This is a genomic window from Pseudomonas sp. BTN1 (assembly GCF_001907715.1).
GTDB classification, from domain to species: Bacteria; Pseudomonadota; Gammaproteobacteria; order Pseudomonadales; family Pseudomonadaceae; genus Aquipseudomonas; species Aquipseudomonas paracarnis.
The window spans coordinates 68,204-91,872 of sequence record NZ_MPBM01000075.1 but is presented as its reverse complement, the minus strand read 5'-3'; the positions used below and the strand labels follow the sequence as shown (position 1 = coordinate 91,872).

The following is a 23,669-nucleotide window of genomic DNA, read 5'->3' as shown; positions in this document are numbered from 1 at the left end:
CCTCGGACGCAGAGCGTCCGTAGAGGCATTCCCACGCAGAGCGTGGGAACGATCATCCTAACGAGGTTTTTGAAATGAATGTTTTGATCATTGGCAGCGGTGGCCGTGAACACGCCCTGGCCTGGAAAGTAGCCCAGGACCCACGCGTGCAGAAAGTCTTCGTGGCCCCCGGCAACGCCGGCACCGCCATCGAAGCCAAGTGCGAAAACGTCGCCATAGACGTGCTGGCCCTGGAGCAGTTGGCAGATTTTGCCGAGAAGAATGTTTCCCTGACCATCGTCGGCCCGGAAGTGCCACTGGTGGCAGGCGTCGTCGATCTGTTTCGCAGCCGTGGCCTGGACTGCTTCGGCCCTACCGCGGGCGCCGCCCAGCTGGAAGGCTCGAAAGCCTTCACCAAGGACTTCCTGGCTCGCCACAAGATCCCCACGGCCGACTACCAGAACTTCACCGAGATCGAGCCGGCCCTGGCTTACCTGCGTGAGAAAGGTGCACCGATCGTGATCAAGGCCGATGGCCTGGCTGCCGGTAAAGGCGTGATCGTCGCCATGACCCTGCAGGAAGCCGAAGACGCCGTGCGCGACATGCTCGCCGGCAATGCCTTTGGTGACGCCGGCTCGCGGGTGGTCATCGAGGAATTCCTCGATGGCGAAGAAGCCAGCTTTATCGTGATGGTCGACGGCAAGAACGTATTGCCGATGGCCACCAGCCAGGACCACAAGCGCGTCGGCAACGGCGACAGCGGCCCGAACACCGGCGGCATGGGTGCCTACTCCCCGGCACCCGTCGTAACCGCCGACGTGCACCAGCGCGTCATGGACCTGGTGATCTGGCCAACCGTGCGCGGCATGGCGGATGAAGGCAACGTATACACCGGTTTCCTCTATGCCGGCCTGATGATCGACAAAGCAGGTAACCCCAAAGTCATCGAGTTCAACTGCCGCTTCGGCGATCCGGAAACCCAACCGGTGATGCTGCGTCTGCAATCGAGCCTGGTGCTGCTGGTGGAAGCCGCCCTCGCCCAGGCCCTGGACAAGGTCGAAGCGCAGTGGGACCCACGTCCTAGTGTTGGGATTGTGCTGGCGGCCGGTGGCTACCCTGCCGACTACGCCAAGGGCGATGTGATCGAAGGCCTCGACGCCGCCGCTGCGCTGGAAGGCAAGGTGTTCCACGCGGGCACCGCGCTCAAGGACGGCAAAGTTGTAACCGCCGGTGGCCGCGTATTGTGCGCCACCGCGATGGGTGCCAGTGTCGATGCCGCGCAACAACAGGCCTACAAACTGGCGGCGAAAATCGACTGGAAAGGCTGCTTCTACCGCACCGACATTGGCTACCGTGCCATTGCCCGCGAACGTGGTGAGAACAACTGAGTAGCTACGCTTGCAGTAGCTATCCGTTCGGTTAGGTAAGGGCCTTTGGCCCTTGCCGTACCCTGTCGCCCCGCGCATAGTTAACCCGTGCATCCACCTACCGAAGGGATTTCGCCGTGCGCTGGCTCAGGATCGCCATAGGTTTCACAATCAGTCTACTGACCCTGCTCTGCTTGCTACCGGCCCAGGCCGCCGCACAAGGCAGTGGCTGGGCGGTATTGCTTGATGAACAGGCCGACCTGCAACTGAGCGACATCCGTTCCGCCCGCTATACCAATCAATTCAGCCCCATCGAACTGGACCGGATCACTGCCGCGCAGCCGGACGGTGCGTTGTGGGTGCGCTTCAGGCTGCAACCCGGCAAGCACGAACAAGTGCTGCGGGTGTTTGCCCCGGACCTGTCCAGCCTGAGCCTGTACGTGCTGGACGGCGACACCCTGGTGGAGCAGCAAATCACCGGCACTCGCCAACCCCAGGCTGAGCGCCCGTTGCCCAGCAGTGACTTCATGTTACCGATGCCCCAGAGCCCGCGGCCCCTGGAGGTGTATTTGCGCCTGGTCTCGGAACACGAACTGCGCCCTTACATCACCCTGGAACCGGCGGTGCAGGCCGCTGCCAACCAGAACCAGACATTGATCTACGGTCTGCTGTTCGGCGTGCTGTCGATGCTGATCCTGCACAACCTCACGCGCTTCGCCTACCACCGCTCGCGCAGTAGCCTGTGGCTGGCCGCGTGCGAATTCCTGTTGATGCTCAGCCTGGCGCTACTGCTCAACCTGGTGGGGCCGTGGCTGCCGAACTGGCACGCGATCCAGACCCCTGGCGCCTACCTGGCCCTACTGCTGACCGCACCCTGCGGGTTGATGTTTGCCTACCGCTTTTTCATGCCACTGGGCCCGCATCCGCTGAACAAAGTGTTGATGGCGGACATCCTGCTGATCGTCCTGTGCGGCTTGCTGTTGTTGTTCGTCAACACCTTGCCGCTGAACATCATCACCTATGCCCTGGTCGCGCTGGCGGGCCTGAGCATGCTGTTCGTCTCGGCCTATCATTGGCAAAAAGGCTACCGCCCGGCGCGCTTGTTCGTGGCGGCCATGGTGGTGTTCAACATCGGCACGCTGATCATCCTGCCCGCCCTGCTCGGCCTCACCCTGGTGGCGCCACAAGGCCTGATCGTCACCCTGCTGAGCTTTATCTGCCTCAGCGGCCTGCTGATGAGCCTGGCCCTCGGCGAGCGCCAGCGCGCCATTGTCGAAACCCGCTTCAGCCTGAGCCGCGACCTGGCGGCCAGCAACGCCGAAATCGCCGCCAAGGCCGAGTTCCTGGCGAAGATCAGCCACGAAATCCGCACGCCCATGAACGGTGTGCTGGGCATGACCGAGTTACTGCTGGGCACGCCGTTGTCGGTGAAGCAACGCGACTATGTGCAGACCATCCACAGCGCCGGTAACGAGTTGCTCACCCTGATCAACGAAATTCTCGACATTTCCAAGCTCGAATCCGGTCAGATCGAACTGGATGATGTGCAGTTCGACCTCAATGCATTGATCGACGACTGCCTGAGCATCTTCCGCGCCAAGGCCGAGCAGCAGAATGTCGAGCTGATCAGCTTTATCCAGCCTCAGGTGCCACGGGTGATCAGCGGTGATCCGACGCGACTGCGCCAGGCGCTGCTGAGCCTTTTGGAAAACGCCCTGCACAAAACCGATGAAGGCGAAGTGCTGATCGTCGTCGCCCTGGATGAGCGCAGCCCCAAGCCACGCCTGCGCATTGCCGTGCAAGACAGCGGCGTACCCATGGAAGCCGCCGAACGCGACGCCCTGCTGCACAGCGAACTGCACAGCAAGAACTTCCTCTCGGCGACGCGCTTGAGCGGCCACCTGGGCCTGGTCATTGCCCGCCAATTGATCCTGTTGATGAACGGCGAGTTCGGCATCAAAAGCGGCAGTCACCAGGGCAGCACCCTGTGGCTGACCCTGCCCCTGGACCCGGAACGCCTGGAGCATCCGACCAGCGACCTCGACGGCCCGCTCAAGGACGCCCGCGTACTGGTGGTGGACGATAACGACACCTGCCGCAAAGTGCTGGTGCAGCAGTGCACGGCCTGGGGCCTGAACGTCAGCGCCGCGCCTTCGGGCAAGGAGGCCCTGGCGCTGCTGCGTACCAAAGCGCACCTGCGTGATTACTTTGACGTGGTGCTGCTGGACCAGAACATGCCCGGCATGACCGGCATGCAACTGGCGGCGAAGATCAAGGAAGATCCGAGCCTGAACCACGACATACTGCTGATCATGCTCACCGGCATCAGTAACGCGCCGAGCAAGATCATTGCGCGCAACTGTGGGATCAAGCGCATTCTCGCCAAGCCAGTGGCGGGTTATACCCTCAAGACCACCCTGGCCGATGAGCTGACCCAGCGCAGCAAAGGCGCCCTCGTTGCACGCCCGGCCCCCAGCGCACCGGCAGCCATTACCGTGCCCAGCGATTTCCGCATCCTGGTAGCCGAAGACAACAGCATCTCCACCAAAGTGATTCGCGGCATGCTCGGCAAGCTCAACCTCAACCCGGACACCGCCAGCAACGGCGAAGAAGCGCTGCAGGCAATGAAAGCCCAGCGTTATGACCTGGTATTGATGGACTGTGAGATGCCGATCCTCGATGGTTTCTCCGCCACGCAGCAACTGCGGGCGTGGGAAATCAGCCATCAACGCGTGCGCACGCCGGTGGTGGCGCTTACCGCGCATATCCTGTCGGAACACAAAGAACGCGCACGCCAGGCGGGCATGGACGGGCATATGGCCAAGCCGGTTGAACTGTCGCAACTGCGCGAGCTGGTGGACTACTGGGTGGCGCAGCGCCAACAGCGCCCTGAGCACAGCACCCTTTCCTGATGATCGTTCCCACGCTCCGCGTGGCAACGCCGCCCGGTAAGCTCCGCGTCCTGCTTGAACGCGACGCAGAGCGTCACTGGATGCATTCCCACGCAGAGCGTGGGAACGATCAGCAGAGCGCGGGAACGATCAGCCAGCTCCCACATTTGATCTGTGTCGGATAGACTCCTCCACACTTTCCCCGCCCGCGAGCCGCCCCCATGCTCCATGTGTTGTTCAGCGTTTACCTGAAGATGCTGGTGCTCTACAGCCCGTTCTTTGTGCTGTCCTGCTTTATCAGCCTGACCCGTGGCTACTCCAGCAAGGAGCGTCGGCGCCTGGCGTGGAAAGTTGCACTGGCCACCTTGGTATCGAGCGTGTTGCTCTACCTGTTCGGTCGGGTAATTTTCAGCGTGTTCGGCATTACCGTGGATGCGTTCCGTATCGGCGCCGGCAGCGTGTTGTTTATCTCCGCATTAGGCATGGCTCAGGGCAAGTCGGCGGTGCAGACCGACAACGTGCAGCAGGACGTGACCATCGTGCCGCTGACCATCCCGCTCACCGTCGGCCCCGGCACCATTGGCGCCTTACTGGTGATGGGCGTCAGCCAACCGCACTGGGACGATAAGCTCACCGCCATCCTCAGTATTGCCCTGGCCAGCCTGACAGTGGGCGTGGTGCTGTACCTGTCCAACCGTATCGAACGCATTCTCGGCGACCAGGGCTTGCAGATTGTCAGCCGGTTGATGGGCCTGTTCGTCTGCGCCCTGGCCGCGCAAATCATTTTTACCGGGGTACGCGGCTACCTGGTGCCCTAGATCCGGTATTTGGCGATAGCCATTTCCACTTTGTCACCGGCGCTTTCGCGCATCAGTTGGATGGTTTTCTCGTTGACCATCGAGGTACTGAGCACCAGGCAAGTCTGCCCGCTGAAGGCCTCGAACGAGGAGCTGTCCCACTCCAGGAAGGGCAGGCCCACCTGTTTATCCACACCATGGGTGCTGTAGGTCACCAGCACCATGATCAACTCGCCGTCTGTTTCAGCGCAGGAGGCCAGGCCGAAATCGCCGCCCTCACGCACCGCGCAATTGCGCTTGAACAGCTCGAAAGACGCTGGCTGGCGCTTCAGTGTGTCCAGCGCATCGGCGGCCAGCTTTGGCAATGCGCTGAGCAGTGGCCCGGACAGCGCCGTCGACGTCAGCATCGAGGCGATGATATTCAGCGCCGCCAGTTGCACCGTCAGGCCCTTGCCCGCACGCGAGACTCGCTCAAAGCGACTGCGCAGCGGCAGCCACCCCAGGCTGACCATCACCTTGATAAATTCCTCGTACCACGCCTCGCTGCCTCGCTGGACGTTCAGCACATCGCTCACATAACTGCTGGCCAGCAGATAGCTTTTGCGCACGTATTCCCGATTCAACGCCGACAAGCCTTCGGCAAACGAAATCACGCCGTTGTTGACAACGGCCGCATTGCAATCATCCTCGCTATCCAACACTGCCGTGGCCTGCCTGGCAGGTGCGCCCGGTAACTTGTAGGCGGCAATCAACTTGCGCCTTTTTTTGCTGTTGATCCTTTTGTGACGTCGCTCCATTTTCTGTTCTCCACAAGCACCCCACATGGGGCTTGCTTCCACACTAGTCCAGGGAGCGGCGGGGTTTCCATGCGACAAACATCCCTTGGCCTGCCCCGCCCAAAACCAGCGTCCAGCAATGACAAGGCGCGGCGGGCAGGCGTGCGGTTTTCATCGCATAAAAAAGAAAAAGCTCCGAACAACGCCAGGGGAATCCCTGGGATATTCGGAGCTTTCCGGCAGCCAACGGGGCTGTTTCAGGAGTTGGGTTTGTTGCCATACCAACGTGGCGTGTACACCCACTCGCCGCCACCCGCACGCGGGAACACACAAGTGGTGGATGAACCGATCAGTACCATGGTGCGCATGTCCACCTGCTCGGGCGTCAGTTGCCCCAAGGTGGTGACGCGCAGTGTCTGGCCTGGGCGGCCGATGTCACGGCCCAGCACCACTGGCGTCTGTGGCGTGCGATGCAGCGCGACGATTTCCAGGGCGCGCCCCAGTTGCCAAGGCCGCGACCGCGAGATCGGGTTGTAGAACGCCAAGGCCAGGTCGGCCTGGGAAGCCAGGTCCAGGCGTTTTTCGATGATAGACCAAGGCTTGAGGTTATCCGACAGCGACATCACACAGAAGTCATGCCCAAGCGGCGCGCCTGCCTGGGCGGCGGTGGCCAGCGAGGCGGAGACCCCTGGCAGGATTTCCAGGTCGACCTGATGCCAGGCCGGCTCGCTGGACTCGTGCAGCGCCTCGATCACCGCCGCGGCCATGGCGAATACACCCGGGTCACCAGAGGACACCACCACCACCGAGCGGCCTTGCGCAGCTAGCTCGAAGGCGTGGCGGGCGCGCTGCATTTCTTCGCGGTTGTCGGTGCAGTGTTGCACTTGATCGTCACGGAATGGCCCGGCCATGCGCACGTAGGTTTCATAGCCCAGCACATCGGTGCAACGCGCCAGTTCCGCCTTCACCGCCGGCACCATCAGTTCTGCGGCGCCGGGGCCCAGGCCAATCACCGCCAGCCGCCCGCGCGGGCGCCCAACCTGTGACAGGTCCAAGGGCTGCTCGGCCACGGTAATACTGATGTCCGCAACGGGTGTCAGCGCGGCAAAGCGCAACGGTACACCCAAGGCCGACGCGGCCTCATGCAAGGACGCGTCAGCCATCTGCAGGTCGCTGGCCAGCAAGCAGGCCAGGGATTGCACGGCCACGCCCGCCTCCTGCAACGCCGTGCGCACACGCTCGGCCAATTGCGCACCCGGCCGGCAGGTAACGTAGACATTCTGCGGGTAAATCAGCAACTCGTTGGCTGTCGGTGTGCGCTCGGCACTGCCTACATGAATCGCCAGGCGCGCTTGTTGATCCTGAGGCAGGTTAGCGTCCTCCAGCCATGGCGCCGTGCCTTCGATGCGCACGCTTTCGCCGGCCAGAAGGTCGGAGACAAAGCGTTTGCCCAACTCGATGTCGGCCAGTTGATAACCCGCTGGCGGGTTGAGCAGGCAGGTGCCAAAACGCAACTCGCCGCTGGTGGTGATGGCGGCAGACACGCCAAGTGCTGCGCCAATGTCGCGCGCCATCAGGTTCACGCCACCCAGGCCACCGAGCAACGGCACCACCGCGCTGCCGTCTTCGGCCACGGCCAGCACGGCGGGCTCTTCGCCCTTTTCCAGCAGCAACGGCGCCAGGGTGCGGATCACAATGCCCGCGGCGCACAGGGCAATCAGTGGCGTGCCCTGCTGATAAAGCTGACGCAAGGTCGCGCCGAATTCGCTGTAGGTGCGGTCTGCACCTTCAACCCGTGTGGCCAAACCGTGGATCAACGCGCCGGGGTAAACCTGCTGAAGCTTGCGCGCAGTCGTCAGGCTGCCCTGGCCCAGAATCACAATCGCCGGGGTCATCAACCTTGCCACCGTTCACCGGGCACGATGATCAGTGAGAAATACGGCGACGACATCGGCTCCACCTGATCCAGCGGCACGATCTTCTGGTTGGCCATGGTCGCGCGTTCCACGTACAACGCCCGCTCGGCCAGACCCAGTTCTTCCAACACCTGGCGCACTTTCGGAAAGTTGCGCCCCAGCTTCATGATCACTGCGGCATCGGCATCCGCCAAGCGGCGCTTGAGGTCCTCGTGGGGCAACACGCCCGAGAGCACCGACAAGCTCTGGTTGCGATACACCAACGGCGCGCCGAGTACCGAGGCACCACCGAGCATCGAGCACACGCCTGGAATCACCTCGGCGTCGTAGCGCTCGGCCAGGCGGTCATGCAGGTACATGTAGGAGCCGTAGAAAAACGGGTCACCTTCGCAGATCACCGCCACGTCGCGGCCCGCGTCCAGGTGCGCGGCCACGTCGAGGCTGGCGTTGTCGTAGAAGTCGCTGATCACTTGCTCGTAGGACAGCGGCGCGGGCAGCACTTCGGTGGTCACCGGGTACACCAGCGGCATCAGGGTCTGTTGCGGCACCAGGTGGTCCTCGATGATGCCGAAGGCGTTGCCCTTCTTGCCCTTGGCCACGAAGTACGCCACCACCGGCGATTCGCGCAGCAAGCGCAGAGCCTTGACGGTGATCAGTTCCGGGTCGCCGGGGCCTACGCCCAGGCCAAGCAAACGTCCGCGCACCTGCATTATTCGACCTCCGTGGCCAGGGCATTGACGGCGGCGGCAGCCATGGCGCTGCCGCCCAGGCGACCTTGCATGATCACGAACGGCACCCCACGGCTGTCAGCGGCGAGCATGGCCTTGGATTCGGCGGCGCCGACAAAACCCACCGGGAAACCGAGGATCAACGCCGGTTTCGGCGCGCCGGCGTCGAGCATTTCCAGCAGGTAGAACAACGCGGTCGGCGCGTTGCCGATCACCACCACGCTGCCCTCCAGGTGCGGGCGCCACAGCTCAAGGGCGGCGGCGGAACGGGTGTTGCCCAGCTCCCGCGCCAGCTCCGGCACGCTGTCGTCACGCAGGGTGCAGATCACCTGGTTATTGGCCGGCAGGCGTGTGCGAGTCACGCCTTCGGAGACCATCCGCGCATCGCACAGAATCGGCGCGCCAGCGGCCAACGCGTCACGCCCGGCCTTGCCGGCCCCTTCGGAGAATTGCAGGCCGTCGATGGCTTCGACCATGCCGCACGCATGAATCACCCGCACCGCGAGTTTTTCCAAATCAGCCGGGATGCGGTCCAACTTGGCTTCCGCGCGAATAATGGCGAAGGAGTTGCGATAGATCTCCTGACCGTCGCGGATGTAATCAATCATCGGTGTTGCTCCGTGGACGAGCGCGCAACAGGGCGCCCGCCGCTTCAATGGAAAGAGTGCGCGCGTGCAGCCGGCCAAAACCAGGCTGGGCTGCATCGCGAAAATAGAGGTCGTAGTGGCCGGGGCTCACCGCCAGCAAGGTGACTGGCGCGGTGTGCGCGGCAGCACAGGAGCGCGGGCAGCCGGACAGATGCACCTCAACGCCCGATTGCAGAGCGGCCAGTTGCACGGCGTCGGCCTTGGTGTCGGCTAGGCCTTTTGCGCAGCCGCTGGAACCGGTGCAGGCAATCATGCGCGCCAGCGGGTGGCCGAGCGAGCAGATAAAGCCCAGTTGCGCCAGGCGCTCGGTCACGGCGTGAGGCTTTTCGACGTTGGGCACCAGCACACCTTGCCAGGGGGTGAAGCGCAAGGTGCCGTCCCCATAGTCGCTGGCCAGTTGTGCGGCGCCCTTGAGCATCGTCGGGTCCAGGCGGCCCAAGGGCGCGAGGGCGGCGACGTAGAACTGATTCTTTTGCACTTGTGGATAAGTGCCCACCTGGAGCGACGGGTCGCTGGGCGGGCGCTCGAAGCCGTCGATTGGCAGCAACGGCAAGCGCAAATGGCTCAGTACGTTATCCACAGGCAAATGACGCATACGCGTTTGCTCTGGGGTGGCGAGGTCCAGAAAGGTTTCCAGCACAGCCACTACCAACTCAAGGCCTTGGCCCAATGGCACGGCGGCCAGGGGCGCATCCAGGCCCGGACAGCCGGCCAGGCCGAACGCGAGCAGGGTTTCGCCGTGGCGTACGAAGGCCGATAACCACAGGTCGTGGTGATGTTCGAGCATCGCCAGGTCCTCGCCACCATCGAGTTGCACCGCGAACTTGGCCGACAATTCATGGAAACGCGGATGGTTCTCCAGAGTGGCGAGGATCTGTGCGGCCAGCGGGCGGGTGTCGAACAGCATCTGCGGGTCGATGCCGGCGCTGGGGCTGAGCATCAGGTTGCGCACGTCGTCACCGCCCGCGTTGCTGGGGCCCAGGCCCGCCGCCAGCAGCCGGGCGATCAACGCCTCCTGCTCGGCGCCGATGCCGCGGATCTGCAGGTTGGCGCGGTTGGTCGCCTCGATCACCCCGCCCGCATACGCCTGGGCCGCGTCCGCCACGGCGTGGGCCTGGGCGGCAGTGATCGCGCCGCCCGCCAATTTGACTCGGCAAATGCCGCCGTCCAACGCCTGCACAATACGCAGCAACCCCGGACAAGCCGAGGGGCGCAAGGTATTCACAGCGGGCGTTGGGTTCACGGGGCTACCGGTTGACGGGTAAAGGCGCGGTATTATGCCTGCTTTGTCCGGCGGCATGAAAAGCCTGCCCGTCGGATGTCGTTCAAGGAATTGATATGTCGCCCTGGCTGACGGTTGTAGGCATCGGTGAAGACGGCTTCAAAGGCCTGGGCAGGAATGCCCGGCATGCCTTGCTGCGCGCCACGCGGATTATAGGTGCTCAGCGCCAGTTGGACCTGCTGCCGCAGTGTATTGGTGGCGAGCGCCAGCTGTGGCCGAGCCCGTTTTCCCTGGAGCCGGTGTTGTCGCGGCGTGGAGAGCCTGTGTGCGTATTGGCCAGTGGCGACCCGATGTTCTATGGCGTCGGCGCCAGCCTGGCCCGGCAAGTGGCGGCTGAGGAGTTGACGATTTTGCCAGCGCCCTCGTCGGTATCCCTGGCGGCGGCGCGCGTGGGCTGGCCGTTGCAGGAGGTGGTGACATTGTCGGTAGTGGCGCGGCCATTGGCGGCAATCAACGCGCATTTGGCCAGTGGCGTGCGCTTGTTGGTACTGAGCAATGATGGCAGCAGTCCCGCCTTGATTGCTGCGTTGTTAACCGAGCGCGGTTTTGGTCCCAGCCGCATCAGTGTGTTTGAACACTTGGGCGGCCCGGCTGAACGGCGTATCGACGGGCACGCGCAAGCGTGGGAGCACACCGCGGTTGCCGATTTGAACCTGGTCGCCATCGACTGCCTGGCGGATACGAACGCACCGCGTCTGTCGCGTCTTGCCGGCTTGCCGGACTCAGCCTTCAAACACGATGGCCAACTGACCAAGCGCGATGTGCGCGCCATGACCCTCGCCCGCCTCGCGCCCATGCCGGGCGAACTGTTATGGGACGTGGGCGCGGGCAGTGGCTCCATCGGTATTGAATGGATGCGCACCCATCCCAGCTGTCGTGCCTTGGCGATTGAAGCCGACACCGGCCGCCAGAGCCTGATCGAACACAACCGCGACGCCCTCGGGGTGCCCGGTCTGCAACTGATTCGCGGCAAGGCGCCGGAGGCGTTAAGCGGCCTGGAAACACCAGACGCCATCTTCATCGGCGGCGGCGTCACCCGCGACGGCGTGCTCGATACCTGCTGGCAACACCTGCGCCCCGGTGGCCGCCTGGTTGCCAATGCCGTGACCCTGCAAAGCGAAATGACCTTGATGAACTGGCGTGCCGAGCATGGCGGCGAACTGACCCGCATCCATGTGGCCCAGGCGCAGCCCTTGGGCGAGTTCGATACCTGGCGCCAGGCACTGCCGATCACGTTGCTGGAAGTGATCAAGCCGCTATGAAAAGAATTCTGCTGCTGGGCGGCGTCACGGAAGCGCTGGCCATCGCCCGCACCTTGGGGCCTGAACACGTCTACAGCCTGGCCGGCGTGGGCCGCGTACCCACCGACCTCACCTGCCAGGTGCGGGTCGGCGGCTACGGCGGTAGTGAAGGCCTGGCGCAGTTTGTACGTGCCGAACGCATCAGCCTGATCCTTGATGCTACGCACCCGTATGCGGCGCAGATCAGCCGCAACGCGGCCGAGGCTGCAAGGGCATGCGGCGTACCTTGCTGGGCATTGCGACGCCCGGCCTGGCAGCCGCAGCCGGGGGATGACTGGCGAGAGGTCGCCGACTGGGCCGAATTGGTCGAAGCGCTCAAACCCTTCAAGCGCCCTCTGTTCACCTTGGGTCGCGAACCCTTGCAGCACCTCGACGAAATCCCCGCCGAGCAGTTCTGGACCTTGCGCGCGCTGGATGTGTATCCGGGCAACAAGCGCTGTGAAGTGATCGGCGCACGCGGGCCGTTCCTCATCGAGGACGAGCGGGCGTTATTCGAAGAACGGCGAATTGATGTGCTGATCAGCAAGAACAGCGGCAGCACCGCCACCGAGCCGAAGCTGGAAGTGGCGCGTGAGCGTGGGGTGCAGGTGTTGGTGTTGAAGCGGCCGGTGTTGGCTCAAGTAGATAGGGAATTCCTGTCGTCTGAAGAAACACTCAGCGCGTTGGCAAACTTCACTCGATGAGTCAGGATCGCTCGCTTGCTTGATTAGTAACCTATTTGTTACCTTCAGGACGGCTAATGATTGAGATCGAAGAATACCAACGCGACAACGATTCCAGTCCGTTCGATGAGTGGTTTTCATCCTTGAGTGTCCCAGCGGCAACTCGAGTTTCAACCGCTTTAGTTCGGCTTGAAACAGGCAACACCAGCAACATCAAGTGGTTCGATGGGCTAGGCGAATACCGTATCGACTGGGGACCCGGCTTGCGAATCTATTTGATACGAGAAGGACATCGATTAATCATCCTGTTCGGTGGTGGTGATAAGTCCAGTCAAAAGCGCGATATCAAGGTCGTAAAGTCGCTGATTAACGAGTATCAGCGTGACAAGAAATTGAAACAAAAGAGGTGACCAGCATGGCGCTTACCCGTAGCTACAAACACACCATCGCTGAACGTGCCCAGCGAGACCCTGCATTCGCCCAAGCGCTTCTCGACGAGGCCGCTACGCTATTTCTCAATGGCGAGCCGGAAATATCTCGCGTGATCCTGCGTGATTTAGTCAACGCCACAGTAGGCTTTGAAGGCCTTGCGAAACAAACCGCCAAACCTAGCAAAAGCCTGCACCGAATGCTTTCGGCCAGCGGCAACCCCAGCATGGATAACCTTGCGGCGATTTTTGCCGTGATTAGAAAAGCCCTGGGGGTCGATATGCAGGTCCACGGCGTACCCGCTGCATAATTTGGGAGCGGGCTCGCTCGCGAAGGCAGTGTGTCGGCCGAAACATCCAGCGACTGACACACCGCTTTCGCGAGCAAGCCCGCACACACTTTGGAATTGCGTTATCAAATGACGGTAGTAGATCAGCCAGCCAAGGCGCTAGCTCAATCAACTGCGCAACCATTGGCTGGAAAAAGCCCTATACCTGACTTGATCGTTCCCACGCTCCGCGTGGGAATGCATCCTGTGACGCTCCGCGTCACGGCTTTAAAAGCGGACGCAGAGCGTCCAACGCGGCATTCCCACGCAGAGCGTGGGAACGATCAGCCCGCCTGGTACGCTGCGTCCCTTCTGCAAAATTGGCAAGCGGCCGTTCTCGTCTATCCTCAAACCCACCACTGCGACACCAAACCACACCCGCCCTTTTTACTTATCCCCCCCGATCAGGCTAAATACCCGCCTGATCGTTTAACCCTACGGATTATCCGCCATGGCCCGTCAACGCTTTGCAATTGCCTGGATCGCCTGCCTTGCAGTGCTGTTCAATGCGTTTGCCATGCCGTTGGCCAGTGCGATGCAGCAGACGGATGACCCGATCAAGCGTCTGATGTGGGGCGGGTTCTGTTCGTCCAATGGCGCGAGCCTCAAGGCGATTGCCCTGGGCAAGCTGGAAATCCCGGCGCCGCCGGATGATCACTCGGCTATGCAGCATTGCTGGTGTTGCTCGGGTTCGGCGCCGTTGGTGGCGTTGCCAGGGCATGTGCCGCAGTTGTATGTGACGCGCTTCGAGGCGGTGCAGAGCCTGCCGCCGCGCTTATTGCGCAATCCCACCCCGCGCCAGCAATGGCCAAGCCTTAACCCCCGCGCCTCTCCAACGGTCTGAACTTCTTCGCAAGTGAACTGCGTTTAGAACCGTTCTGGAGAACTGCCATGCTTAAATCTTCCCTGCTTCTGGCTGCGTTGCTGCTGCCGGTGTTCAGTGCTGCCAATGCCGATGACTACAAGGCCGGAGACTTGGAGGTCAGCAATCCCTGGTCCCAGGAATTGCCGCCGAATGCGCCAACCGTCGCGGCGTACTTTGTGATTCATAACACTGGCGAGACGCCGGATCGCCTGCTCAGTGCCGAGACGCCCTTGGCGGAGAAAGCCGAATTGCATGAGCACGTAATGCAAGGCGATTTGATGAAGATGCAACAAGTGCCCAGCGTCGCCGTACCGGCCAAGGGTGAGCTGACCTTCGCGCCAATGGCCTATCACGTCATGCTGCTGGGCCTCAAGGACCGCAGCCTGCTGGCCGATGGCAAGCAATTCCCGCTGACCCTCACCTTCGAGAAAGCCGGCAAGGTCGAGGTGCAAGTGTCGGTGCAAAAAGCGCCACCGATGGCTGGCCACGAGCATATGCACGCTCAGTAAGCCAACCTCGATGGGCGCTCCTCGCGCCAGGTTGTCTCCCCACTACCGCGTGAAGCGCGGCAGTTGGATCAGCCTGTTCGCCATGCTGATGATCTTTATCGGTCCGCTGATTTCCCAGGCGATGCCGATGGATCATCACGCCGGTATGTCCATGGAAATGCCCATGGATATGCCGAGCGACCACGGTGAATCCCATCACACCCAAGCTCCAGCCGAACACCACGCACTCTGGGCCAAGTGCGGCTATTGCGACCTGCTATTCAGCTGCCCGGCCCTGCCCGGCAGTGTGTCGTTCGTGGCCCTCGGCACCCCGCCGCCCGCCAACGCCCTCACACCCGCCACGCGCCTGGGCCATGCCCGGCAGAGCATCTTCCCCGGCGCCCGTAGCCGTGCGCCGCCCATCGTTTCGTAAGCCCTTCACAGCGTTACTTCACCCCGGCCGACTTTAGACAGACAGCCGCAGGCTGCTGGCCGTGTTGTTTACGATTGATTGATGGAATTTGTCATGTCCAGGTTTTCTGCTGACACCCGTTTGGGAAGTACTGCCCTGCTCACCGCCTTATGCGGCGCACTATTGGCTGCCCACGCTCACGCCGACGAGCATGAGCTGAGCCCCACCGTCATCACCGCGATCGCCCCTAGCTCACCGCTGACCGTGGTCACCAACCCCAAAGACCCTCGCCAACCGGTGCCCGCCAGCGATGGCGGCGACTACCTCAAGACCATCCCCGGCTTCGCCCTGGTGCGTAACGGCGGCACCAATGGCGATCCGGTGCTGCGCGGCATGTTCGGCTCGCGCCTGAATATCCTCACCAACGGCGGCATGATGCTCGGCGCCTGCCCGGGCCGCATGGATGCGCCAACTTCGTACATTTCGCCGGAAACCTACGACAAGCTCACCGTGATCAAAGGCCCGCAAACCGTGCTCTGGGGCCCGGGCGCGTCTGCCGGCACCATCCTGTTCGAGCGTGAGCCGGAGCAGTTCGGCGAGCTGGGCACACGGGTCAACGCCAGCGTATTGGCCGGCTCCAACGGGCGTTTCGACAAGGTCATCGATGCCGCTGCCGGCGGCCCATTGGGCTATGTGCGCGTGATCGGCAACCAGGCCCATGCCGACGACTACAAGGACGGCAACAACGACACCGTCGCCTCGCGTTATGACAAGTGGAACGGTGACGTGGCTGTGGGCTTCACGCCCGACGCCGACACCCTGCTGGAACTCACCGCCGGGCGTGGCGATGGTGAAGCGCGCTACGCCGGTCGCGGCATGGACGGCTCGCAGTTCCTGCGCGAAAGCCTGGGGCTGCGTTTCGAGAAATCCAATATCGGCGAGGTGCTGGATAAGGTCGAGGCCCAGGTCTACTACAACTACGCCGACCATGTGATGGACAACTACAGCCTGCGTGTCCCTTCGAGCACCGGCATGATGGCGGGCCCCATGGCGTCCAACGTCGACCGCCGCACCCTTGGCGCACGCATCAAGGCCACCTGGCGCTGGGCGGATGTGCAATTGATCAGCGGCCTGGATGCGCAGACCAATGAACACCGTGCGCGCAGCAGCATGGGCATCGACACGTATAAGGATTTGCCGCGCAACAAGGACGCCAATTTCCACAACTACGGTGTGTTCGGCGAACTGACCTGGTACGCCGCCGACAACGATCGCCTGATCACCGGCGCACGCCTGGACCGCGCCTCGGCCAAAGACTTCCGTCAACGCACCGGCTCGGGAATGATGTCGCGCCCGAACCCGAGCGCCGGCGACACCCGCGCCGATACATTGCCCTCGGGCTTTGTGCGTTATGAGCACGACCTGGCGGACAGCCCCACCACGCTGTATGCCGGCCTGGGCCACGCGGAACGTTTCCCGGATTACTGGGAACTGTTCTCCCCCAACACCGGCGCGGCCGGCTCGGTGAATGCCTTCGACGGCGTGAAGCCCGAGAAAACCACCCAGCTCGACTTCGGTGCCCAGTACAAGAGCGCCGACCTGGAAGCCTGGGTGTCGGGCTATGTCGGCCAGGTGCGCGACTTCATCCTGTTCGACTACAGGCCCGGCATGATGGGTACCACCTCCCAGGCGCGCAATGTGGACGCACGCATCATGGGCGGCGAAGTGGGCGCGGCGTACAAGCTGAGCCAGCACTGGAAAGCCGACGCCAGCCTCGCCTATGCCTGGGGCAAGAACAGCAGCGACGGCAAGGCCCTGCCACAAATGCCACCGCTGGACACGCGCCTGGGCCTGACCTACAGCGAAGACGATTGGAGCGCTGGTGCGTTGTGGAGGGTGGTTGCGGCGCAACACCGTATCGACCCGAACAAAGGCAACGTGGTCGGCAAGGACTACGACAAGAGTGGCGGCTTCGGCGTGTTCTCGCTGAACGCGGCCTACCGCATCAACAAGCACTTCAAGGTCAGCACCGGCGTCGACAACTTGTTTGGCAAGGCCTACGCCGAGCATCTGAACCTGGCCGGTAACGCAGGCTTCGGTTACCCAGCCAACGACCCGCAGGCCATCAAGGAGCCGGGGCGTACGCTCTGGACCAAGGTGGACATGAGCTTCTAAAAGCATCGCAGGCAAGCCAGCTTCCACAGGTGGATTACAGTCCCCTGTGGGAGCTGGCTTGCCTGCGATGACGGTGTAACAGACCAAGAAAAATCAAAAGCCTTATGCGGAGCAGCCGATGACCACACAAAAAATTTCCTTCTACAACCTGGCCTGGCGCTGGCACTTCTACGCCGGCCTCTTCGTCGCCCCCTTCATGGTGCTGCTGGCCCTCACCGGCATCATCTACCTGTTCAAACCCCAGCTCGACCCGCTGATGTACGGCCACCTGCTCACCGTGCCCGCCGCCGAACATGCGCTGAGCGCCGACGAGCAACTGCAGCGCGCCCAGGCCGCCTACCCCCACGCCGCGATCAGCAAATACCTGCCCCCTGCCGGCGCCACTCGCAGCGCGCAGTTCGTGATGCGCAACGATGCCCACGAGGTGACGGTGTTCATCGACCCCTATCGCGGCACCGTCCTCGGTGAGCAAGACGCAAACAACAACCTGCAAGCCATCGTCCGCGCCCTGCACGGCGAACTGATGATCGGCACCGTGGGCGATCGCCTGATCGAATTGGCCGCTGGCTGGGGCGTGATGCTGGTGGTGTCCGGCCTGTACCTGTGGTGGCCGCGGGGCAAGTCCTCGGCCGGCGTGTTATGGCCGCGCATCGGCAGCCGTGGCCGCTTGTTCTGGCGTGACCTGCACGCTGTCGCCGGCTTCTGGGGCGCAGCGTTCCTGCTGGTGATGTTGCTCAGCGGCATGACCTGGACCGGCTTCTGGGGCAAGCAATACGCCGACCTGTGGAACACCTTCCCAGCCGCGATGTGGAACAGCGTGCCGCAGTCCGACCAGCAGGCCCGTGTGCTCAACACGGCCACCCAGCAAACCGTGCCCTGGGCCCTGGAAAACACGCCGATGCCAATGTCCGGCGACCACGCCGAGCATATGAATCACGGCGCAATGCACGCAGGCCCGGCCGCACCCACGGTGCGCCTGCAACAGGTGGTCGACCTGGCCAACACACGCAAGGTCGAGCCCGGCTACAGCATTACCTTCCCCACCACCGCCTCCGGTGTATTCACCGTCGCGGTGTTCGCCGACGACCCGCGCAACGACGCCACCCTGCACGTGGACCAGTACACCGGCAAGGTCCTGGCCGATGTACGCTGGGATCATTACAACCTGGTCGCACGCGCCACCGAGACCGGCGTGATGCTGCACGAAGGCAAGATGTTCGGCTGGGTCAACCAACTGATCGTGCTGGTGATCTGCCTGATGATTCTGCTCAGTGCGGTCAGCGGCGTGGTGATCTGGTGGAAGCGCCGGCCCCAGGGTGGACTGGGTGTACCGCCGCTGCGCCACGACCTGCCCAAGTGGAAAACCGCGATGGCGATCATGCTCGGGCTGGCGATCATTTTCCCGTTGGTAGGGGCTTCGTTGGTCCTGGTGTGGGCGCTGGATCGCTTGCTGCTGTCACGCATTAGCGCAAACGCCTGAAGCATTGTCGCCCAACGCCCTCTTTTGAAGCCTGCCGTGCACCCAACGGCCTCCGTGGCGCCAACCTGGTGCGCCACGGAGCGGCTTTACCTCCCGAACCCGCCGGTAAACCCGTGTCTGGCGTAGCAGGCACAGCCCTTGCAAAGCCCTGTGTATCTGCCCCACAACAATTATCGGTACACGGAGATCGCACCATGAAGCGTCGCAGCTTGATCAAGGCTTTCACTTTGTCGGCATCCATTGCCGCCATGGGTTTGACCTGGACCGTCCAGGCCGCCGAGACCATCAAGGTCGGCATCCTGCACTCGTTGTCCGGGACCATGGCGATCTCCGAAACCTCGCTCAAAGACATGGCGCTGATGACCATCGACGAGATCAACGCCAAAGGCGGGGTGAACGGCAAGATGCTCGAACCGGTGGTGGTAGACCCAGCGTCCAACTGGCCGCTGTTCGCCGAGAAAGGCCGCCAACTGCTGACCCAGGACAAGGTCGCCGTGGTGTTCGGCTGCTGGACCTCAGTGTCGCGTAAATCGGTGTTGCCGGTGTTTGAAGAACTCAACGGTTTGCTGTTCTACCCGGTGCAGTACGAAGGTGAAGAGATGTCGCCCAACGTGTTCTATACCGGTGCGGCGCCGAACCAGCAGGCGATCCCGGCGGTGGAATACCTGATGAGCGAAGAAGGCGGCAGCGCCAAGCGTTTCTTCCTGCTCGGCACCGACTACGTGTACCCGCGCACCACCAACAAGATCCTGCGCTCGTTCCTGCATTCCAAAGGCGTGGCGGATAAAGACATCGAAGAGGTCTACACCCCGTTCGGCCACGCCGATTACCAGACCATCGTCGCCAACATCAAGAAGTTCTCCGCCGGTGGCAAGACGGCTGTGGTCTCCACCGTCAATGGCGACTCCAACGTGCCGTTCTACAAAGAACTGGCCAACCAAGGCTTGAAAGCCACCGAGGTACCGGTGGTGGCGTTCTCGGTGGGTGAAGAAGAACTGCGTGGCATCGACACCAAGCCGTTGGTGGGCAACCTCGCGGCCTGGAACTACTTCCAGTCGGTGGAAAACCCGGTGAACCAGAAGTTCGTGGCCGACTGGAAAGCCTACGCCAAGAAACACAACCTGCCGGGCGCCGACAAAGCCGTGACCAACGACCCGATGGAAGCCACCTATGTGGGCATCCATATGTGGGCGCAGGCGGCGGAAAAAGCCAAGTCCACCGACGTCGACAAAGTGCGTGAAGCCCTGGGCGGCCAGACCTTCGCCGCGCCGTCGGGCTTCACCCTGACCATGGACAAGACCAACCACCACCTGCACAAGCCGGTGATGATCGGTGAGATCCAGGCCGACGGGCAGTTCTCGGTGGTGTGGCAGACCGAAGCGCCGATTCGTGCACAGCCGTGGAGCCCCTACATCCCGGGCAATGACAAAAAGCCGGACTATGCCGTGAAGAGCAACTAACGCCCCCCACAGCTCGAATGTAGGACATGGTCACTGTGGGCGCTGGCTTGCCTGCGATGCAAACAACTCGGTGTGCCTGACACACCGCAGCGATGCCATCGCAGGCAAGCCAGCCCCCACACAGCCTGCTCCCACACTGTCCCCGCATGATCAGGACATTTTGCTATGCCCACTGCCCTCCACCGCCTCATCCTCGCCGTGCTGCTGGTGCTGCCCTTTGGCGCACACGCCAGCGACGCCGAAGACTTCCTTGCCGCCAACCCGGTGCAGCAAGCCAAACTCCTGCAGGACTGGGCCGCCCACCCCGACCCAACGCGTATCGAGTTGGTGGACGCCCTTGAGCAAGGTCAACTCATGCTCAACGGCGAAACCAAGACCGTGCGCCTGAACAACCGCCTGCGCGGCTTGATCAATAACGTGCAAGCCAGCCAGCAACTGCTCGCCGCCGACCCCAAGGTGCGCCTGGACGCAGCGCGCACCCTGCAAAAAAGCGCGGTGCCTGCACAACTTAAATTCCTCGACCAGCAGGTCGCCGCCGAAACGGATGAGCAGGTGCACAGCGCCCTGAGCCTGGCCCTGGCCAACCTGCAATTGGTCGACCCCGACCCGGTGGTGCGCCTGGCAGCCGTGCGCTTGCTCGGCAGCACCGGCGACCCGCTGGCCCGCACGCGCCTTGAAGCGCTGCTGGCGCCAGGCGTGGAAGCCGACGCCGCCGTGCACACCGCCGCTGAAACCAGCCTGGCCCAGGTCAAACGCAAACTGATGATGGGTGAAATCCTCGGCCAGGCGTTCAGCGGCATGTCCCTGGGCTCGATCCTGCTGTTGGCGGCCCTGGGCCTGGCGATCACCTTCGGCCTGCTCGGCGTGATCAACATGGCTCACGGCGAGATGCTGATGCTCGGCGCCTACTCCACCTATGTGGTGCAGTTGATGATGCAGCGCTATGTGCCCCAGGCCATCGAGTTCTACCCGTTGATCGCGTTGCCGGTGGCGTTTTTTGTCACCGCGGCCATCGGCATGGCGCTGGAACGCACAGTCATCCGTCACTTGTATGGCCGCCCACTGGAAACCCTGCTCGCCACCTGGGGCATCAGCCTGATGCTGATCCAGCTGGTGCGCCTGGTGTTCGGCGCGCAGAACGTCGAAGTGTCGAACCCGGCCTGGCTGTCTGGCGGCATCCAGGTACTGCCCAACCTGGTGCTGCCGTACAACCGCATCGTGATCATCGCCTTTGCGCTGTTCGTGGTGGTGCTCACCTGGCTGCTGCTGAACAAGACGCGCCTGGGTCTGAACGTGCGCGCCGTCACCCAGAACCGCAACATGGCCGCCTGCTGCGGCGTGCCCACCGGGCGCGTGGACATGCTCGCCTTTGGCCTCGGCTCCGGTATCGCAGGTTTGGGCGGCGTGGCGCTGAGCCAGATCGGCAACGTCGGCCCGGACCTGGGCCAGAGCTACATCATCGACTCGTTCCTGGTGGTGGTGCTCGGCGGCGTCGGCCAGTTGGCCGGCAGTGTCATGGCCGCCTTTGGCCTGGGGATCGCCAACAAGATCCTCGAACCCCAGATCGGCGCCGTGCTCGGCAAGATCCTGATCCTCGCGCTGATCATTCTGTTTATCCAGAAACGCCCGCAAGGACTCTTCGCACTGAAAGGACGGGTGATCGACTGATGAACCAGCCATTGATGCTTACGGCCACGCAAAAGGCCGGCCCCAAGGTCACGATTGCAGTCGGTGCAGTCATCCTGCTCCTGCTGCTGGCGTTGCCCCTGTGCTCGCTCTTGTCTGCCGACAACCCGCTGCATGTGTCGGCCTACACCTTGACCCTGGTGGGCAAGATTCTCTGTTACGCCATCGTCGCCCTGGCGCTGGACCTGGTGTGGGGTTACGCCGGGATGTTGTCCCTGGGCCACGGTTTGTTCTTCGCCCTGGGCGGCTACGCCATGGGCATGTACTTGATGCGCCAGGCGGCAGGCAGCGAGTTGCCGGCGTTCATGACCTTTTTGTCCTGGACCGAATTGCCCTGGTACTGGGCCGGCACCGACCACTTCCTGTGGGCGTTGTGCCTGGTGGTACTGGCCCCCGGGGTGCTGGCGTTGGTGTTCGGTTTCTTCGCCTTCCGCTCGCGAATCAAGGGCGTGTATTTCTCGATCATGACCCAGGCCCTGACGTTCGCGGGGATGCTGTTGTTCTTTCGCAACGAGACCGGGTTCGGCGGCAACAACGGCTTTACCAACTTCCGCAGCATCTTAGGTTTTGGAATCACTGAACCGGGCACGCGGGCGGTGTTGTTTATCGCCACGGTGCTGTTGCTGGTGGCGAGCCTCTACATCGGCTGGCGCCTGGCGAAGAGCAAGTTCGGGCGTGTGCTCACCGCCCTGCGCGATGCCGAGAACCGCCTGATGTTCTGCGGTTACGACCCACGCGGTTTCAAGCTGTTCGTGTGGGTGTTGAGCGCAGTGTTGTGCGGCCTTGCCGGTGCGCTGTATGTGCCGCAAGTGGGCATCATCAACCCCAGCGAAATGTCACCGACCAACTCCATCGAAGCCGCCGTGTGGGTAGCGCTGGGCGGGCGTGGCACGCTGATCGGGCCGCTGCTCGGCGCCGGTGTGGTCAATGGCATGAAGAGTTGGTTCACCGTGGCCTTCCCCGAGTACTGGCTGTTCTTCCTGGGGGCGCTGTTCATTATCGTCACCCTGTACCTGCCCAAGGGCGTTATCGGCCTGCTGAAGAAATGAGGAACGTCATGCTTGAACCTATTTTCGACGCAGGCAGCGGCCGCGATGCGATTGGCATCGGCCAGGTCGCGGGCAAAGGGCTCAACACCCGCCACGGCACCATTCTGACCCTGGAAGATATCAGCGTCAGCTTCGACGGTTTCAAGGCCCTCAACGACCTGAACCTGTACATCGGCGTTGGCGAATTGCGCTGCATCATCGGCCCCAACGGCGCGGGTAAGACCACGCTGATGGACGTGATCACGGGCAAGACCCGACCCAGCCACGGCAAGGCCTGGTTTGGCGAAACCCTGGACCTGACGCGCATGAGCGAAGTGCAAATCGCCCAGGCCGGCATCGGGCGCAAATTCCAGAAGCCCACGGTGTTCGAAGCCCTCAGCGTGTTCGAAAACCTGGAGCTGGCGCAGAAGACCGACAAGTCGGTGTGGGCCAGCCTGCGTGCGCGCCTGAACGGTGAGCAGAAGGACCGCATCGAGGAAGTGCTCGACACCATCCGCCTCACCGCCTCGGTGCATCGCCCCGCCGGCTTGCTGTCCCACGGCCAGAAGCAGTTCCTGGAAATCGGTATGTTGCTGATGCAAGACCCGCAACTGTTGCTGCTCGATGAACCAGTGGCGGGCATGACCGATGCCGAGACCGAGTTCACCGCCGAACTGTTCAAGCGCCTGGCCGGCAAGCACTCGTTGATGGTGGTGGAACACGACATGGGGTTTGTCGGCTCAATTGCCGACCATGTGACTGTGTTGCACCAGGGCAGCGTGCTGGCCGAAGGGTCGCTGGAACAGGTGCAGGAAAATGAGCGGGTGATCGAGGTTTACCTCGGCCGCTAACGCTGACACGAACGGCTGATCGTTCCCACGCTCCGCGTGGGAATGCCAAGTTGGACGCTCCGCGTCCCGCTGAGCAACGGTGACGCAGAGCGTCACGGTATGCATTCCCACGCAGAGCGTG

Annotated in this window: 21 protein-coding genes; 16 read left to right on the top strand and 5 right to left on the bottom strand. The window is 62.6% G+C overall.

The features are described 5' to 3' along the window. Positions 1–74: 74 nt before the first annotated feature. From purD to BMH52_RS27505, 3 genes are all read left to right on the top strand, one after another. Entirely contained in the window at positions 75–1,367 is a 1,293-nt protein-coding gene (gene purD, locus BMH52_RS27515) for a phosphoribosylamine--glycine ligase (protein WP_014716727.1), read from the top strand. Positions 1,368–1,483: 116 nt separating this feature from the next. Beyond that, positions 1,484–4,258, top strand: a complete 2,775-nt coding sequence (locus BMH52_RS27510; RefSeq protein WP_072434913.1) for a hybrid sensor histidine kinase/response regulator — start codon at positions 1,484–1,486, stop codon at positions 4,256–4,258. Positions 4,259–4,458: 200 nt separating this feature from the next. Next, complete coding sequence (locus BMH52_RS27505; RefSeq protein WP_003171467.1) at positions 4,459–5,055, top strand: MarC family protein; 597 nt, start codon at positions 4,459–4,461, stop codon at positions 5,053–5,055. Here the strand turns inward: BMH52_RS27505 and BMH52_RS27500 are convergent. From BMH52_RS27500 to cobG, 5 genes are all read right to left on the bottom strand, one after another. Then, on the bottom strand, positions 5,052–5,831 hold the full coding sequence (locus tag BMH52_RS27500) for a hypothetical protein (protein WP_032904016.1): 780 nt from the start codon (positions 5,829–5,831) through the stop codon (positions 5,052–5,054). The two genes, BMH52_RS27505 and BMH52_RS27500, sit on opposite strands and share 4 nt — an antisense overlap. A gap of 236 nt (positions 5,832–6,067) precedes the next feature. Next, positions 6,068–7,705, bottom strand: coding sequence for a precorrin-3B C(17)-methyltransferase (gene cobJ, locus BMH52_RS27495; RefSeq protein ID WP_073845650.1), 1,638 nt, complete (start codon positions 7,703–7,705; stop codon positions 6,068–6,070). Next, on the bottom strand, positions 7,705–8,436 hold the full coding sequence (locus BMH52_RS27490) for a precorrin-2 C(20)-methyltransferase (protein ID WP_019818281.1): 732 nt from the start codon (positions 8,434–8,436) through the stop codon (positions 7,705–7,707). Before BMH52_RS27490 ends, cobJ begins: the two co-directional genes overlap by 1 nt. Then, positions 8,436–9,062 carry a precorrin-8X methylmutase gene (locus BMH52_RS27485; protein ID WP_014716722.1) on the bottom strand — a complete coding sequence of 209 codons (627 nt, stop codon included), beginning with the start codon at positions 9,060–9,062 and terminating at the stop codon, positions 8,436–8,438. Before BMH52_RS27485 ends, BMH52_RS27490 begins: the two co-directional genes overlap by 1 nt. Beyond that, positions 9,055–10,401 (bottom strand): precorrin-3B synthase, encoded by a 1,347-nt coding sequence (gene cobG / locus BMH52_RS27480; RefSeq protein WP_032904724.1) that lies wholly within the window; start codon positions 10,399–10,401, stop codon positions 9,055–9,057. Before cobG ends, BMH52_RS27485 begins: the two co-directional genes overlap by 8 nt. 38 nt (positions 10,402–10,439) lie before the next feature. Between cobG and cbiE the strand changes: the two genes are divergently transcribed. The 13 genes from cbiE (at position 10,440) to urtD (ending at position 23,548) form a co-directional block, all read left to right on the top strand. Next, positions 10,440–11,645 (top strand): precorrin-6y C5,15-methyltransferase (decarboxylating) subunit CbiE, encoded by a 1,206-nt coding sequence (cbiE, locus tag BMH52_RS27475; RefSeq protein ID WP_072434912.1) that lies wholly within the window; start codon positions 10,440–10,442, stop codon positions 11,643–11,645. Further along, complete coding sequence (locus BMH52_RS27470; protein WP_072434910.1) at positions 11,642–12,367, top strand: cobalt-precorrin-6A reductase; 726 nt, start codon at positions 11,642–11,644, stop codon at positions 12,365–12,367. Before cbiE ends, BMH52_RS27470 begins: the two co-directional genes overlap by 4 nt. A 56-nt stretch (positions 12,368–12,423) precedes the next feature. Further along, on the top strand, positions 12,424–12,756 hold the full coding sequence (locus tag BMH52_RS27465) for a type II toxin-antitoxin system RelE/ParE family toxin (RefSeq protein WP_019818285.1): 333 nt from the start codon (positions 12,424–12,426) through the stop codon (positions 12,754–12,756). 5 nt (positions 12,757–12,761) lie between these two features. Beyond that, positions 12,762–13,085, top strand: a complete 324-nt coding sequence (locus BMH52_RS27460) for a DNA-binding protein (protein ID WP_014716718.1) — start codon at positions 12,762–12,764, stop codon at positions 13,083–13,085. 469 nt (positions 13,086–13,554) lie between these two features. After that, on the top strand, positions 13,555–13,947 hold the full coding sequence (locus tag BMH52_RS27455) for a DUF2946 domain-containing protein (protein ID WP_003188156.1): 393 nt from the start codon (positions 13,555–13,557) through the stop codon (positions 13,945–13,947). 47 nt (positions 13,948–13,994) lie between these two features. Beyond that, positions 13,995–14,477 carry a copper chaperone PCu(A)C gene (locus BMH52_RS27450; RefSeq protein ID WP_073845648.1) on the top strand — a complete coding sequence of 161 codons (483 nt, stop codon included), beginning with the start codon at positions 13,995–13,997 and terminating at the stop codon, positions 14,475–14,477. Between the two features lie 10 nt (positions 14,478–14,487). After that, positions 14,488–14,889 (top strand): DUF2946 domain-containing protein, encoded by a 402-nt coding sequence (locus tag BMH52_RS27445; RefSeq protein WP_032873444.1) that lies wholly within the window; start codon positions 14,488–14,490, stop codon positions 14,887–14,889. 93 nt (positions 14,890–14,982) lie between these two features. Then, positions 14,983–17,043, top strand: coding sequence for a TonB-dependent copper receptor (locus tag BMH52_RS27440; RefSeq protein ID WP_073845646.1), 2,061 nt, complete (start codon positions 14,983–14,985; stop codon positions 17,041–17,043). A 118-nt stretch (positions 17,044–17,161) separates the two neighbouring features. Beyond that, positions 17,162–18,523: a PepSY domain-containing protein gene (locus BMH52_RS27435; protein WP_014716714.1), complete on the top strand. Its 1,362-nt coding sequence runs from the start codon at positions 17,162–17,164 to the stop codon at positions 18,521–18,523. Between the two features lie 194 nt (positions 18,524–18,717). Beyond that, on the top strand, positions 18,718–19,983 hold the full coding sequence (gene urtA, locus BMH52_RS27430) for an urea ABC transporter substrate-binding protein (RefSeq protein ID WP_003188149.1): 1,266 nt from the start codon (positions 18,718–18,720) through the stop codon (positions 19,981–19,983). Positions 19,984–20,148: 165 nt separating this feature from the next. Next, positions 20,149–21,651: an urea ABC transporter permease subunit UrtB gene (gene urtB / locus BMH52_RS27425; protein WP_032904025.1), complete on the top strand. Its 1,503-nt coding sequence runs from the start codon at positions 20,149–20,151 to the stop codon at positions 21,649–21,651. After that, positions 21,651–22,718, top strand: a complete 1,068-nt coding sequence (gene urtC / locus BMH52_RS27420) for an urea ABC transporter permease subunit UrtC (protein WP_072434902.1) — start codon at positions 21,651–21,653, stop codon at positions 22,716–22,718. Before urtB ends, urtC begins: the two co-directional genes overlap by 1 nt. Beyond that, positions 22,715–23,548 carry an urea ABC transporter ATP-binding protein UrtD gene (urtD, locus tag BMH52_RS27415; RefSeq protein WP_014716710.1) on the top strand — a complete coding sequence of 278 codons (834 nt, stop codon included), beginning with the start codon at positions 22,715–22,717 and terminating at the stop codon, positions 23,546–23,548. The genes urtC and urtD overlap by 4 nt, the downstream gene beginning before the upstream one ends. The last annotated feature ends 121 nt before the right edge of the window (positions 23,549–23,669 follow it).